A 14,919-nucleotide genomic window follows, 5' to 3' on the forward strand; every position below is an offset into this window, starting at 1 on the left:
ACTAAGCTTTCTCGAGCGAATCTTTTCCAGAGGCTGACGCCGCGAATATGATGCGCTGTAAAACGATGAATAAGAACAATAAAATGCCGATGACGATCTTGGTCCACCAGCTCGAAAGCGTCCCGTCGAAGATTATATAGGTTTGGACCAAACCGAGCAGCATTACGCCCACAAACGTGCCGAGCACGAAGCCGTACCCTCCGGTGAGAAGTGTACCGCCGATCACCACAGCGCTGATTGCATCCAACTCTACGCCGACCGCCGCCAGCGGATAACCCGCTGAGGTGTAGATGGAAAAGATGATGCCAGCCAAAGCCGCCAACATGCTGGAGAGCATGTAAATTTGCACTGTTGTTTGGGCAACCGGAACGCCCATCAGGGAGGCAGACACAGGGTTTCCGCCTAGCGCATATACATAGGAGCCAAACCTAGTCCTATGTGCCACGAGGGCGCCGATGAGAAATATCGCGACCATCAAAAGGCCGATAAAACTCAATCGCCCGCCACCGGGCAGCCTGATGATGAGGCTGGTAATCAGGGAATAGAATTCGTGGTTGATGGGAACGCTATCCTGCGTGATCACCGAAGCGCCGCCTCGTGCCAAGAACATCCCCGCCAATGTCACGATAAAACTTGGCACTTGGAGATAGTGGATCGTAGCGCCCATCGCCGCGCCAAACAGCCCCGCAATCCCGAGTGCAACGATGAACGCGACCAGCGGATGGAACCCCATCCAGCTGATCAGAACGGCAACCAAAACGCCGGTAAACCCAATCACCGCCCCAACCGACAGGTCGATGCCTCCGGAAATGATGACAAAGGTCATCCCCACCGCTGCGATGCCGAGGAAGGCATTGTCAGTGAGAAAATTGCCAAGGACGCGCGTTGAAAGCATGCCGGGAAACTGCATGACCGAAAGAGCATAGGCGATTATGAAAATTACGGCAGTGGCTGCCAGAGGTCGCAAGCTGCGCTTCATTTGAAAGTCACCCGATTGCGGTCACGCTTGAAAAGGCCCAATACCGAGCCGAGGAGGGGCGACTGCACCATCAAAATGAGAATGATCATCCCGGCTTTGACAATCAGGTTGAACTCGGGACGGAAGCCCGACACCAAAATCCCCGTATTCATCGCCTGAATAATGATTGCACCGACCACCGCGAGCGGGATGGAGAACCTACCGCCGAGCAGCGACGTGCCGCCGATCACCACAGCCAAGATGGCATCGAGCTCGAGCCACAGCCCTGAATTATTAGCATCCGCCCCGCGGATATCTGCCGCTACGATAACGCCCGCAATCGCCGCGCAAAAGCCGCTCAGGCTATAGACCAGCATCAGCAACACGCGCGAATGAATACCAGCCAGCGATGCTGCTGCGCGGTTAACGCCAATCGCTTGCACGAAAAGCCCGATCGCTGTCCGCCTTGCAATGAGCGTCACCACAACCATCAACACAACGGCGATTACGGCAGCCATCGGCAGCCCCAGGAATGAGCCGGTGCCAAGGAAAATCAACGCAGGGTCATTGAACGTGACAATCGATCCCGAGGTGATCAACTGTGCTATCCCTCGTCCTGCGACCATTAAAACCAGCGTTGCCACAATGGGCTGGATGTCGAGCACGGCAACGAGAAAGCCATTCCACAGGCCGCACGCGAGCCCAACAGCCAACGCTGCGAGAACGGCCATAGGTGTCGGATAACCTGCAACAACCATCGTCGCCGCGACTGCGCCACACACCGCCATAATCGCACCGACTGAAAGGTCTACCCCTTTCGTTGCGATGACACCGGTCATACCAATGGCCAAAATTGCGACGGGCGCGCCGCGATTGAGCACGTCGATCAAGCTTCCAAAGAAGCGTCCATCCTGCCAAGAGATGCGGAAGAAGTTCGGAAACAAGATCCAGTTGATCAGCAGAACGGCTGCCAGTGCCAGCATCTGCGTGTTGGCTAAATGATGGAGATGGAGCCGCTTCATGCTTCCGCCCCGGCGTTGTTATTTGCAATTGCGTGCACGATCACACCTGCATTGATGTTCTTGCCCGTGAGCTCGGCAACCATCTCGCGCTCACGCATCACCACAATGCGCGAGCTGTAAGCAACCACCTCGTCCAACTCTGATGAGATCACCAGCATGGCCATGCCTTCGTCGCGGAGGCGGTTGATGGTGCGCACTATTTCAGCATGCGCGCCCACATCAATGCCGCGGGTCGGTTCGTCGAGGATGAGAAAGGCAGGGTCAGTTGCTAACCAACGCGAGAGGATAACTTTTTGCTGATTGCCGCCGGAGAGGAGCTTGACCGGCATGTCGAGCGATGCGGCTCGAATATCCATCGCCTCGCCAAATTTTCCGGCGATTTCGAGCTGCTCGTCTCGGTCCAGCGCCTTGAACCAGCCCAACTTTCCCTGCAGCGCGATGACAATGTTCTCGCGCACCGACAGATCGCCCAAAATGCCCTCGGCCTTTCGGTCCTCGGGGCAGAAGCCGAAGCCTTTTTTTATGGCGTCAGTGGTGCGGTGGATGGTGGTTTCTACGCCGTTGACGCGCACTTTGCCCTGATCGGCAGCGTCGGCGCCAAACATGATGCGCGCCATTTCGGTCCGGCCTGATCCCAAAAGCCCTGCAACACCAATAACTTCGCCCTTGTGCACAACGAGGTTAAACGGCGCGACGCTGCGTTTGCGGCCAAAGCCTTCAAATTCCAGCAGCACCTCATCATGCGTACCAATCGGCTCGATGTCGGTCGCCCCGGAAAATGCAATGTCCTTGCCCAACATCAACCGCACCACATCTGTCCGATTGAGAGAGGTTAAGTCTCGCGTTTCGATGAGCTTGCCATTGCGCAACACCGTTACGCGGTCCGAAATGGCGAACACTTGATCAAGAAAATGGGTGATGAACAAAATGGCGAGGCCCTTGGCCTTCAGGCCCTTTATCACCTCAAACAGCCGGGCGACTTCATTGCGGTCGAGGCTGGCAGTAGGTTCATCAAGAATAAGCACTTTGCCTGAAAGCTGCACTGCGCGGGCAATCGCCACGATCTGCTGCACAGCCACGGAATGGCTTCCCAGCTCACTGCCAGGATTGATGTGCAAATCATAATTGGCAAGCAGGACCCGCGCGTCTGCTTCCATTTTGCGGACATCAACAAAGCCGAATTTGCGCGGCTGGTGTCCGAGAAAAAGGTTCTCCGCTACCGAGCGGTTGGGCAGCAGATTGACCTCTTGATAGACAGTGCCAATGCCATAAGCCTGCGCGTGAAGCGGGTTATCGAGTGTTATCTCGCTCCCCTCGAGATAGACGCCGCCGCTTGTTGGCCGATAGGCTCCGGTCAGGATTTTGATGAGGGTCGATTTGCCCGCACCATTTTCGCCAAGCAGCGCATGGACTTCGCCCGCGCGCAGGCCGAAATCGATATGGTCGAGCGCTGTGTGATTGCCGAAAATCTTGGACACACCGCGCGCTTCAAGCACGTAGCTATTCTCAGTCATACCTATTCCCCCCGCAATCACTCTACTCCTCGCCAACAAACTGTCATCCCGGCTGGTGCCGGGATGACGCTTCAGGAAGGAGTGAGGCTTGCGTCCTAGTAGCCGAGGCCCTTACGGCGATCGTATTCGCCCTGCGGATCATCGGCTGGGGTGTAGAGCTTGGATTCAGTAATGATGAACTTTTCAGGCTCTGTGCCATCGGCGAGATAGGCCGAAAGAGCTTCAAAGGCGGGACCTGCCATGTTCGGGGTCAGCTCAACCGTGGCATTGGCTTCGCCTGCCACCATGGCCGCAAAAATGTCAGGAACAGCATCAATGGAGACGACCTTGATGTCAGTCCCTGGCTTGAGACCTGCGTCCTTGATCGCCTGAATAGCGCCAACGGCCATGTCGTCATTATGCGCGTAAACCGCACAAATATCGGCGCCACCGTTTTCGGCCTTGATGAAGCCTTCCATCACTTCTTTACCCTTAGCGCGGGTAAAGTCGCCGGTCTGGCTGCGCGCCAGCGTGATATTGGCATTGCCAGCAATGGCTTCTTCAAAGCCCTGCTTGCGGTTAATGGCCGGGGTGGAACCCACCGTGCCCTGCAGTTCCACTACCTTGCAGTCTGCGCCATTGACGTCGGCCACTAGCCATTCCCCGGCGACACGACCTTCCTTCACCTGGTCAGAGGCGACGGAGGTTAAATAGAGATCTTCTGGCGCGTCTACACCGCGGTCGAGAAGCACCACCGGAATTTCGGCTTCCTTGGCTTCACTCAACACGTCTTCCCAACCTGTCGCCACCACGGGGGCGACAAGAATGGCGTCCACGCCTTGGGCGATAAAGCCGCGAATGGCCTTGATCTGATTTTCTTGCTTCTGCTGCGCATCCGCGAATTTCAGGTCAATTCCAAGTTCTTCGGCTAATTGTTTCGTCACTGAGGTTTCGGCAGCACGCCATCCGGACTCCGAGCCGATCTGGCTGAAGCCAACAACGATGCCTTTCAGATTATCCTGAGCGATGCTGACAGAAGTCAAAGCAGTAGCGAGGCTTGCCGCGAGGGCAAGCTTGGAAAAAATGGTCACGATGTCCTCCCAATGTGCCGTCGCGGTGTGTTCACCTTCGACGATGACCAAACGCTACATAAAGTACTATTATATGTAAAGAGGGTAAGGAGACGGTAACAGGTCAGGCCGGACGGACCGAAACTTTGTCCAAGTCGGAAAGGAGACAGGCAGCCTGAATATCCAATGGGAGTGGGCAATATACGGGTGCGCTGGCATTAGGGGGCAGCGATGCTCGGACCTGACAAGCCTAGCTAGACTTCAACGGAAGGAAGCCGTGCACCAAGCCTGCAAAGCCGCATAACCGTTATGTCGATGGAATTTTGAAGAGATTGGCTGGGGAACCTGGACTCGAACCAAGATTGACGGAGTCAGAGTCCGCTGTTCTACCATTGAACTATTCCCCAGCATTGCCCTGATGATCGGGCTGGTCAAAGGTTGTAGCTAACCTTTGCTGACACCAACGTTCTGAAGCACTTGTGCGTTCGTCGTTGATGGGTGCTACATAAAATTCTCTTTGCAGCGGGTCAAGGGCTGAACTGAGCTTTTCTAGTTGTCCACATCAAAACCTGTCTGCAGCACCTTTGGCACCAAGCGAGCGCTGAGTTGAAATCCTGTGTCGAAATAGTCATCGACCCGCTCACTGGAGCGGGCCGAAGCTTACTTTATTTATTGGCTGTCACTGTCGTCGTACTCAGACGCCGCTTCATTGACGCTGTCCTCAGCCAGAGATGTCAGCAGCGTGTCCGACGCCGTTTCTTGGTCATAGACGGACTGCAACTTAGCGTGCACCTCATCAAGCCCCAGAGCATCAGCAAAACCGATCATCGCATGATAGCGGCAGATTTCGTAATGCTCTACCGCGCGAGCCGAGAAAATAATCGCCGCATCGCCAGCCAGCGTGCCGCCGAAATCTTCAAGAATCCCGTCAGCTTCCTCTAGAATGCCATCAATGGCGTCGCATTTTTCGCCTTTCACGCGCAAATGCATCAATTCAAAGACCTCTTCGAGTATCTCGATGTGGCCCTGCGTTTCGTCGCGATGGTTGCTTAAGGCTTCCGTCAGTGCAGCGTCATCGGCCGCCTTGATCATCTTTGGCAGCGAGCGATAAATTTTCCGCTCGGCGTAATACATGTCGCGCAGCGCATGCTCGAAAAGATCCAGGAGGCCTTTCTCTTCTGTAGCTGCTGCTTTGCGGGCAGGGGCTTTTTGCGCTTTTGATTTTACCGTTTGGGCGCGCTGCTGCCTCTGCTCCGCAGCGGGCTTAGCGCGAGACACAGTGCGTGTCTTACCAGATTTGGTCGTTTTCGTACGAGAGGCTGGCTTCTTCTCTTCGTTCGCCGTCGAAGATTTCGTGGGAGTCTTTTCGCTAGTAGCCATTGTGTCGCTCCTAAGTTGAGGACGATCAATGGCCGGGCTCCGGTCTTGTTCCGGACGGCGGCGATCACATCTCCCGCGGAGCCAGTTTTGAATGGCGATAAATTTGGATTAAGAGCGGAATCACCCGCGCTGGGCAGTTATGACTGGTCATTGTCCCTGCCTAGATTTCGAATAACGGTGTCCAACGCAAACGCGAGACGTTCGACGTCATTTTCAGATAAGTCTTTGTAAACGCGGTCCAAAAAACGGTTTGAAGCTTCGGGGATAATCGTCAAAAGCTCAGGTGTATCCTTTTTAAGCCAAACGCGTCGCGCGCGACGGTCGTCCTCGTCCGTTTCTCGACGGATCCAGCCTTTTTCCTCGAGTTTATCTAAAAGTTTACCGGCGCCCGCGCGCCCCATTTGCATTTTGTCAGCAAGTTCAGTCTGCCGGCATCCGGGGTTCAGCGAAATATGCATGAAAGCCGCCCACTGCGCGCGGGTGATGCCATGCTCGGCGACGAGCTTGTCAAACTCGGTGCTCATCACGCGCGCCACCTCGTGGATGCGATACATGGTTGTGGCGCGACGTTCGGCTGCGCCTTGTTCATCAAGGGGTTCGTTCACGTTGCGCTCCAGTCAGGTGTGCGCCCCCTCTCTACGCCTGTTAACGTCCGGCGAAAAGAGTAGCGCGATGACAGATCGAAAACATAACTGTATCCTTGTGTACTATCTGTGCTTGAGCTAATTTGACGCGCGTCAAAAGAACTATGTGGGTCACGTATATGACTTCCGAAGAAAATAGCCGCGTCTCTCGTCGTGGTTTCATGAAAGCAGCGGGATTGGGTGCTGCTACTGCCGCTCTTGGCTCGGTAACTGTAACTGCCGCTAATGCGCAGGAGTTGCAGTGGGACGAAGAATTTGACGTCGTTGTTGCTGGTTCGGGCGGTGCAGGCCTGGCCGGTGCTATCGGCGCACTCCATGGCGGCGCAAGCGTCGTTATCTTGGAAAAGGCAGCCTTTATCGGCGGTACGACCGGCAAGTCCGGCGGTGGTTCGTGGGTCCCGAACAACAAGTGGATGAGCGAGTTCGAGCAGAAGGACGACAAGGACGCTTTCCTGCGTTATGTCGCTAAGGTTTCCTTCCCAGAACTCTACAATGACAAGAGCCCAACTCTTGGCATGACCGAACACCACTGGTCGCAGCTGAACGCCTTCTGGGAAAACGCAGCGCCTGTGTTCGAAAAGCTCGACGAAGTCGGCGCTCTTCCATCCAAGGTCTTCACCTCGTGGGACGGCAAGCCAGCTCCCGACTATCATGGTCAGATTGCTGAAAACGGCCAGATTCTCGGTCGCCAGCTCGCAGTCAACGTCGACGGCAAGAACGGCAGCGGCGCAGACATGGTTGACTTCATGTCCATCTATGCCGAAGACAATGGCGCAGAAATCCGCACCGAAAATCGCGTTGTGCAGATCGTGCGCAATGAAGAAGGTCGCGTCATCGGCGTGCATGTCGAGACCCCAGAAGGTCTCAACCGCATTGCTGCCAAGAAGGGCGTCATCTTCGGCACCGGTGGTTTCACCCACAACCCGCACATGCGCACGCAGTTCCTGCGTACCCCTGTTCTGGGCGGTTGCGCTGTTCCAACCAACGAAGGCGACTTGATCAACATGTCGGCCGAGTTGGGCGTAAAGCTTGGCAACCTCAACGAAGCGTGGAACCAGCAGGTTATCCTAGAACAGGTTCTGGATTTCTCCAGCGTTCCAAGCGGCGTGTTCTTCCTTGGTGGCGACAGCTCGATTGCGGTCAACAAGTTCGGCCAGCGCATGTATGACGAAAAATACGTCTACCCAGAGCGCACCCGTTCGCACCAAGTTTACGACCAGTGGACTGGCGAATACCCGAACCTGTATCAGATCTTCATCTTCGATGATGGCGCTCGTGAGTTCGGCGGCTACGAAATCCCTAAGGTTGGTGCAGACCTGCCAAAGCATGTGATCACCGGCAATACGCTGGAAGAGCTTGCGGCCAACATTCAGGCACGCTTCGACGGCCTGGCCGAACGCATCGGCACCTACAAGCTGGATACTGCTTTCCTCGACAACCTCAAGGAAACCATCACCCGTTACAACGGCTTCGCAGAAACCGGTGTCGACACCGACTTCCGCCGTGGTGAAGCGCCGATCGATGGCTACTTCCACTACATCACCGTCGATAAGGGTAATAAGAACCCTTACATCTCTGCAATCTCTGAGACAGGTCCTTACTACGCGATCCTGCTTGGCGCTGGCACACTCGACACCAAGGGCGGACCGATGTTTGACGTCAATGGTCAGGTTCTGAACGTCAAGGATGCACCAATTCCGGGCTTCTATGTCGCCGGTAACGCTTCGGCTTCCCCTTCGGGCAAGAGCTATCTCGGCGGTGGCGGCACCCTCGGCCTCGGGATCACCTTCGGCTACCTCGCTGGTCAGCACGCAGCGGCTCAGACCGTTTAATCATTGGGTGCGCAGCTTCGGCTGCGCACCTTCTCTACTAGAAAGACATGCTATGAATTTTCTCCGCACGGCCCTTACCGCAGGTCTCTTCATCGTTGGCAGCTCGGCGGCCTTCGCCAACACCTGCCTTGCCACTTACACTGAGACGGCAGAGCCGGTCCTCGCGCGCAAATGCGCTGCATGCCACAACGACGCATCGCCTGGTTCGGGCGTGTCGTTCCAGAAGGGCAGTGGCTATGATTTCTTGGTCAATGTTGCCAGCGAGCAGCTGCCGACCATGAACCGCGTTACCCCTGGCGATACCAGCCAGAGCTACCTCGCACACAAGATCAGCGGCACGCATGAAAGCGTTGGTGGCTCGGGCGGCAAGATGCCTCCAAGCGGCCGTCTGCGCGAAGCCGAAGTCGAAGCCATTATCGCGTGGATCGAAGGCTGCACGGTCGAGCAATGACGTCTGAAAGCTTTCTGCAGACACAGCGACACGGTCCGGAAACGGCGCCGCTCTGGTTTGTCTTCCACGACCGCTGGCAGATGCTCGAAGATGCTGTGACAGTGGCCGAACGGCTCGGGCCTGACGCCTTGGCCGTCAGCGTCCGTGCGCCTCGTGCGCAAAGCCGCGGCGGCACCGGGCAGGTCATGGGTTATTTCTGGGCCGTTGGGCCACAGGATTACCCAGAGCTGTCCACGCTCGGCGACGGGCTTTACCAGCTTGAGCTGCTGCTCGACGAAAATCTGCAGCGCTATGGTCGTACCAAGCTCAACCTACTGGGCTACGGCGAGGGCGGCATGGTCGCACTCACCTTGGCAGCAATTTTTCCAGACAAGGTGGAAGCGGTGATCGTCAAGGACGCCTATTTGCCGCTGAACATTGATGCGATGCCGATCACGGCGTCGCTGGCCGGCGTACAGGTGACACTAGAGTTGAGCGAAGCTGTCTCGCACGAGCGCTTTCAAACGCTGGTCGACCTCGGTGCAAATGTAACGACCCAGGTTGTGCAGAAAAGCTGATCCAATGCGGAAGCTGTGAATGCTTTTGAGCTCCCAGCTTCCGCCACCTCGGTCACCCTTTTGGCCGCGCAGGCTGGTCTAATGGGCGCCGTGCACGCGTGTTATGACAGTGTCATGAAACCGCCAACTCTTTGTCACTTGCCAAATCTATCTGCTTGTTCCAGCATTTGAAAAACAAGCAGCGGGCACGCTATGAGCACCATCCTTGGCATGGGTTTTGAAGTCACCTCCGTCAACGGCGAATTCGCCAGCATTGAGGAGGAATTGGGTATCCTTGCCGACATCGGCGCTGACTATGCGGAGATCAGCCTTACCAGTATCGACCTGATTGCTGGCGGCCGGATCATTCCGGACCGGCGTGCGCGGCTCAAAGCCTGTACCAAAGCCTTTGACCTGAAATACACAGTGCACGGGCTGGTTTCGTCCAATTTCATGGACCCAGATACCTGCGGTTATCAACTGGATGCTGCCAAGGCCCTCGTGCAGCTGTGCGACGATATCGGTTCTCGTATTCTGGTCCAACACGGCGGGTCGCTGCGCGCCAACCAATTGGCCGAGAGAGGCGATGCCGATCGTCGTGAACGCGAAGCGCTCGCTGAACTCGCGGACTTTGCCAAAGGCTATGGTGTGCGCATTGCTTTGGAGAACATTTTTACGGGCGAGGCGGGCCAGTATCGTCAGACCCCATCACAATTGGCCGACACTGTCCGGGCGGTTGATCATCCCAATCTGATGGCCCTCATTGATTTCAGCCACGCCTATATCGAAGCGACGTATCGTGGCCTCGACTTCTATGCCGAAATCGCGGCGATGGCGCCGGTGACAGGGCATCTTCACGTACATGACAGTTTCGGTCGCCCGCAGCGCTTTTTTAAGCCCTATTTCCCCGCTGAGAATACAGCACTCGGGATTGGCGATCTGCATATGCCCCTAGGCTGGGGCGACATCGATTGGCAGCGAATTTTTACCGAGTTCACCTTCCTGCCAGACACGGTTCTCTTGATGGAGATTGACCGACGCTATCGGGCGGAGCAGCCGCAATCTCTTGCCATCGCCCGCGATCTTAAAACTCTCTATGAAAGCAAAAACACCTCAGCTTAATTGATGTGTCTGAAGTGGGCTGGGAGCCTAGAGCTGCCAGCCCCTGCTGTTACGGTGACGAGATCGGGTCGTGTGACAGTGTATGTAGCGTCTGATCAAACCGAACGACGCTCTGAGATTTAGTTCGACTGGGATCACCGCAAAGGACCGCAGTGCCATGCCCGCTATGGTTTGGCTTACCGAGCGGCGAGGATGGCTTTGGCGAGGTCTACAAAGCCTAGCCCCGCGTCGCGACTTGTTATCCAGCGTGGTTTTTTCGGTAAATCGTCGAGAACGGGCAGTATGTTGGCGACGCCGAAGGTCTTGTCGAAGAATGTGAACATCGGGCCGTCATTGCGGGAGTCGCCAGAAAAGGCGACCTCTTGCTGCAAAGCTCCATCTGTAAGGCCCAGTCTGCGCAAGACACGTTCGCTCATAGTCTGCTTATTATAGTCGCCGACCCACGAGTTGATATGCACAGAGCTGATTGCCACACTGGCTCCCGTCGCACGAATTTGCTCCGCCAGTGCATCCACCTGATCGCGCGGGTAGCCGATAATATCGACCGCCACGTCGGCAAGGCGAAATTGTTGGTCATGGGCAAAGCAGAAACGCTCTCCCAACAGGGCCTCAACGTTTTCCAAATGGGCCTTACGCCGCGCTATCTGAAGAGCTTCGTCTTCCCAATATTCGACGCTGACCGTGTTGTGGTTCGCTGTCATAACGAAAGCGCCACTTTCGCCAATGGCAGCGGTCACGGGCCATGCACGCGCAATATGCTCACACCACCCCGCGGAACCACCGGTTACAGTGATGACCTCAATGCCCGCGTAATGGAGATCCCAGAGGGCCGCATAAGTCTCAGGTAGGAGGCGGCCTTTTGTTGTGAGTGTGTCATCGATATCGGTGAGAACGTAGCGAATATCCCGGAGGTCATCGACACTCGGGGCAGGGCCTAAGAATGTCACTCGATGTCACCGTCACAAATTACAACATGCGTGCCTGCGTCGGCAAAGATCTGGGCTGCCACACCGTCGTCCGGAAGTTTATCCGTAAAAAAATGCGTTACGCTGCCAAGTCTAGCGACGCGAACAGAGGCTTCGCGGCTCCATTTGCTGGAGTCGGCGGTCAGGAATGTCAGTCGGGCGTTGCTCATGAGCTTTTGAGTTAGTTGTGCTTCGCTGTAGCTGAAATCTAAAATTCCCTTTTCGGGGTCGAGTGCGCCAGCACCAACGATTGCGAATGAGGCGTAGAACTTTTCGAAATAGTCCAATGTATCTGGGCCCACCACGTCGCGGTCATTGTGGCGCAACAACCCGCCGGTAAGATGCACTTCGATTTGGGGAGCGTCGGATAAGGTCAAAGCAACGTCGATATTATTGGTCACGACTCGTAGCTTATCGTGGTCGCGTAACGCTTTTGCGACAAACTGAACCGTGCTACCGATGCCCATAAATACGGTTGAACCGGACGGAATGGCAGCGGCAACCTTGGCGGCAATGTTCTGCTTGGCAGGACTGTTAAGCGCCGCGCGCGCATTGACCGAGAGATTGCGTGGTTCAACCGGAAGATCCACTCCGCCGTGAAAACGACGTGCATCGCCTCGATCACACAAGTCGTTGATGTCGCGCCTAATAGTTTGGGTAGTCACGTCAAACCGCGTCGCTAACTGGTCGATAAACTGCGGTCCCTCAGTCTGGAGAAGACTAAGGATTTGCTGCTGTCGTATCGATAGGGCGACGCGGTCAGGCACAGTGATTATCCCAGATAAACGCGAGGGTCGTCTGTTATCACGCCGGTCAGACCTGCGTGCCAGAAGCTGGCCAGTTCAACAGGGTCATTGCTTGTCCATGCGCGCACTTTGATGTCTTTGGCGGAGGTCTGCTCCAGCAAGGCAATACAAAGGCCCTTATAATGGGCGTGAATAGAGGTCGCCGGAATTGCTGCGAGTTTCGCTTCCCAGTCGTCTGGTACGCGTCCCCACAGCATGGCAAGTTCGAGGTTCGGCTCACGCTTATGCATTGCTTTGAGGCATTCAGGGTCAAAGCTGGAAATCATGATTTCCATATGCGAAGGGCGCTTAGCGATCGCGTCTGCCACAGCATTGACCAATTGATCGAGCGACTTGTGGTGCGGGTGCTGTTTGATTTCGACGTTGATGTTGAGGCCAAATCCGCCGAGTGCCGTAATAACCTCATCAAGCGTAGGTATCTTCTCGCCGGTGAAATTGGTACCAAACCACGACCCGCCGTCCAGCGCTTTGATCTGCGCCGTTGTGAGCGCACCGAGGTTACCCGAGCCATCGGTTGTCCGGTCAACGCTATCGTCATGAATGACGATGAGGTCGCCATCAGCATTCAATGCGACGTCAAGCTCCACCCATTTGGCGCCATGTTCGGCGGCCTGCCGAAAGGCAGCAATGGTGTTCTCCGGAGCAATAGCGGATGAGCCTCGGTGGCCCTGCACTTCGTCGCGGATCGGCCCGGTTTTTTGTTCTGTTGTCATGGCTGTTTTCAATTCGAAAGGGTTAGTCTGTGCGCTTGCCGGTTGCAGCATTGAATGGATGCAAGTTGCTCACTGGTGCGTAGGCTGTGGTTGAGCTGCCTTCTTCAATGTCCGGGCGCCCAGGGATGCTCAGGACAATCGACTGCCCCGTTGAATTGAGGCGCACGTGCAGATGGCTTTCTCCGCCGATGGGCTCGAGCAGTTCCACGGTGGCAGCAAAGGCGACAGACGGCTCGACCGGCTGCTCCAACACCATGGTGTCTGGACGAATGCCCAAAATATCGGTGTTTTGAGGCAGCGCGCTAAGGTTATCGGTATTGCTGACCGAGGAAACCGGGATGAGGTTCATCGGCGGGGATCCAATGAAGCCTGCCACGAACAGCGTTGCAGGACGATCATATACCTCTGTGGGCGTCCCAATTTGCTCAACCAGCCCGCCATTCATCACCACGAGGCGATCCGCCAGCGTCATCGCTTCAAGCTGATCGTGAGTCACATAGAGGCTGGTGGTCTTGAGGCGACGTTGCAGCTTACGGATTTCAACGCGCATCTGTACGCGCAACTTGGCGTCGAGGTTCGACAGGGGCTCGTCGAAGAGAAATGCTGCCGGTTCCCGCACAATTGCACGGCCCATGGCAACGCGCTGGCGTTGGCCCCCCGAGAGTTGGCGCGGCTTGCGATCCAGCATTGGTCCGATCTCTAGGATAGCGGCAGCTTCCGCGACACGGCGGTCAATTTCGGCGCGCGGCGTGTTGCGGTTTTTCAAACCATACTCAAGGTTTCCACGCACAGTCATGTGCGGGTAGAGCGCGTAGTTCTGGAACACCATTGCGATGTCGCGTTCGGCCGGTTCGGCTTTCACCACGTCGCGGCCGCCAATCTCAATACGGCCTGATGTTACGCTTTCGAGGCCCGCGACCATGCGCAGTAGGGTGGACTTTCCGCAACCGGATGGGCCAACCAGCACAATCATCTCGCCATCAGCAACGGAGAGGTTGACGCCTTTGACGGCCGGTACATTGCCGTAGTCTTTTTTGAGGTCGACCAGATTGATCGTTGCCATGACTTATTTCTCCGTTTCCACGAGGCCTTTAACGAACAGGCGCTGCATGAAGATAACGACGAGGACGGGTGGCAGCATGGCGAGCATAACGCCGGCCATAACTAGGTTCCATTGGGGTTCAGAGTCTGCGGTAGCCGCGAGGCGCTTAATGCCCATAACGACAGTGTAATATTTGCTGTCGGTGGTCATGAGCATGGGCCACAGGTACTGCACCCATCCGAAGATGAAGAGGATGACGAAGAGCGCAGCGATATTGGTGCGGCTCAAGGGCAGCAGAATATCGCGGAAGAACTTCAGTGGTCCCGCGCCATCGACACGTGCCGCTTCCGCCAGCTCGTCGGGAACCGTCAGGAAGAACTGACGGAAGAGGAATGTGGCCGTCGCGGAGGCGATCAGCGGAATAATCAAACCATGATACGAGTTCAGCATTCCCAAGTCAGCGACGACTTTGAAAGTTGGAATAATGCGGACTTCGACCGGGAGCATCAGCGTAATGAAGATGATCCAGAAGGCGACCATGCGGAACGGGAACTTAAAATACACGATCGCATAGGCTGACAGGATTGAGATCGCGATCTTACCGACAGCAATGGACACCGCCATGATCAGCGAGTTCATCAACATGATGCCGAGCGGAGGTGCACCTGCTGAAGAAACCCCTTCATTGATCATGAAACTATAGTTTTCGATCAGATGTGGGCCAGGCAGCAGCGGCACCACGCCTCGCATGAAGTCGCCCGAGCCGTGGGTAGAGGCGATAAAGGCCAAGTACACGGGGAAGGCCACAACGACCACACCGACGATCAACGACAGATGGGTGATGAAGTTGAGGAACGGTCTATTTTCAACCATTTTGCATGCCCC

15 protein-coding genes and 1 tRNA gene are annotated in these 14,919 nt (G+C 55.9%); 4 read left to right on the plus strand and 12 right to left on the minus strand.

Annotated features, from left to right (window positions below):
* Position 1: 1 nt before the first annotated feature.
* From yjfF to H4N61_RS04485, 7 genes are all read right to left on the minus strand, one after another.
* Positions 2-979 carry a galactofuranose ABC transporter, permease protein YjfF gene (gene yjfF / locus H4N61_RS04455; protein ID WP_182395144.1) on the minus strand — a complete coding sequence of 326 codons (978 nt, stop codon included), beginning with the start codon at positions 977-979 and terminating at the stop codon, positions 2-4.
* Positions 976-1,980, minus strand: a complete 1,005-nt coding sequence (locus H4N61_RS04460; protein ID WP_169194773.1) for an ABC transporter permease — start codon at positions 1,978-1,980, stop codon at positions 976-978. The genes yjfF and H4N61_RS04460 overlap by 4 nt, the downstream gene beginning before the upstream one ends.
* The gene (locus H4N61_RS04465; RefSeq protein WP_169194774.1) at positions 1,977-3,494 is read right to left on the minus strand and encodes a sugar ABC transporter ATP-binding protein; all 1,518 of its coding nucleotides are present in this window, start codon (positions 3,492-3,494) and stop codon (positions 1,977-1,979) included. The genes H4N61_RS04460 and H4N61_RS04465 overlap by 4 nt, the downstream gene beginning before the upstream one ends.
* Before the next feature lie 95 nt (positions 3,495-3,589).
* Positions 3,590-4,564 carry a galactofuranose ABC transporter, galactofuranose-binding protein YtfQ gene (ytfQ, locus tag H4N61_RS04470; RefSeq protein WP_282567619.1) on the minus strand — a complete coding sequence of 325 codons (975 nt, stop codon included), beginning with the start codon at positions 4,562-4,564 and terminating at the stop codon, positions 3,590-3,592.
* Between the two features lie 312 nt (positions 4,565-4,876).
* Positions 4,877-4,950 (minus strand) — tRNA-Gln (locus tag H4N61_RS04475).
* Between the two features lie 262 nt (positions 4,951-5,212).
* Entirely contained in the window at positions 5,213-5,923 is a 711-nt protein-coding gene (locus H4N61_RS04480; RefSeq protein ID WP_169194775.1) for a DUF892 family protein, read from the minus strand.
* Between the two features lie 137 nt (positions 5,924-6,060).
* On the minus strand, positions 6,061-6,528 hold the full coding sequence (locus H4N61_RS04485; protein ID WP_169194776.1) for a MarR family transcriptional regulator: 468 nt from the start codon (positions 6,526-6,528) through the stop codon (positions 6,061-6,063).
* Positions 6,529-6,686: 158 nt separating this feature from the next.
* Here H4N61_RS04485 and H4N61_RS04490 point away from each other — a divergent pair, with 158 nt between their 5' ends.
* The 4 genes from H4N61_RS04490 to H4N61_RS04505 all read left to right on the plus strand — a co-directional run bounded on the left by H4N61_RS04490 (position 6,687) and on the right by H4N61_RS04505 (position 10,508).
* The gene (locus tag H4N61_RS04490) at positions 6,687-8,399 is read left to right on the plus strand and encodes an FAD-dependent oxidoreductase (RefSeq protein ID WP_182395146.1); all 1,713 of its coding nucleotides are present in this window, start codon (positions 6,687-6,689) and stop codon (positions 8,397-8,399) included.
* A 52-nt stretch (positions 8,400-8,451) separates the two neighbouring features.
* Positions 8,452-8,850, plus strand: a complete 399-nt coding sequence (locus H4N61_RS04495; RefSeq protein ID WP_182395147.1) for a c-type cytochrome — start codon at positions 8,452-8,454, stop codon at positions 8,848-8,850.
* Positions 8,847-9,407 carry an alpha/beta fold hydrolase gene (locus H4N61_RS04500; RefSeq protein ID WP_169194779.1) on the plus strand — a complete coding sequence of 187 codons (561 nt, stop codon included), beginning with the start codon at positions 8,847-8,849 and terminating at the stop codon, positions 9,405-9,407. Before H4N61_RS04495 ends, H4N61_RS04500 begins: the two co-directional genes overlap by 4 nt.
* A 192-nt stretch (positions 9,408-9,599) precedes the next feature.
* Positions 9,600-10,508 (plus strand): TIM barrel protein, encoded by a 909-nt coding sequence (locus H4N61_RS04505; protein WP_182395148.1) that lies wholly within the window; start codon positions 9,600-9,602, stop codon positions 10,506-10,508.
* Between the two features lie 176 nt (positions 10,509-10,684).
* On the opposite strand, the gene H4N61_RS04510 is transcribed toward H4N61_RS04505, so the two are convergent.
* The 5 genes from H4N61_RS04510 to ugpE are packed head-to-tail and all read right to left on the minus strand — an operon-like array spanning position 10,685 to position 14,907.
* Complete coding sequence (locus H4N61_RS04510) at positions 10,685-11,455, minus strand: HAD-IIB family hydrolase (protein WP_169194781.1); 771 nt, start codon at positions 11,453-11,455, stop codon at positions 10,685-10,687.
* Complete coding sequence (locus H4N61_RS04515; RefSeq protein ID WP_169194782.1) at positions 11,452-12,240, minus strand: DeoR/GlpR family DNA-binding transcription regulator; 789 nt, start codon at positions 12,238-12,240, stop codon at positions 11,452-11,454. Before H4N61_RS04515 ends, H4N61_RS04510 begins: the two co-directional genes overlap by 4 nt.
* Positions 12,241-12,245: 5 nt before the next feature.
* Positions 12,246-12,992, minus strand: a complete 747-nt coding sequence (locus H4N61_RS04520) for a glycerophosphodiester phosphodiesterase family protein (protein ID WP_182395149.1) — start codon at positions 12,990-12,992, stop codon at positions 12,246-12,248.
* 22 nt (positions 12,993-13,014) lie between these two features.
* Positions 13,015-14,055, minus strand: a complete 1,041-nt coding sequence (locus H4N61_RS04525) for a sn-glycerol-3-phosphate import ATP-binding protein UgpC (RefSeq protein ID WP_169194784.1) — start codon at positions 14,053-14,055, stop codon at positions 13,015-13,017.
* Between the two features lie 3 nt (positions 14,056-14,058).
* On the minus strand, positions 14,059-14,907 hold the full coding sequence (gene ugpE / locus H4N61_RS04530) for a sn-glycerol-3-phosphate ABC transporter permease UgpE (protein WP_169194785.1): 849 nt from the start codon (positions 14,905-14,907) through the stop codon (positions 14,059-14,061).
* Between the last annotated feature and the right edge of the window lie 12 nt (positions 14,908-14,919).

It is taken from the genome of Devosia sp. MC521 (assembly GCF_014127105.1).
Taxonomy (GTDB): Bacteria; Pseudomonadota; Alphaproteobacteria; order Rhizobiales; family Devosiaceae; genus Devosia.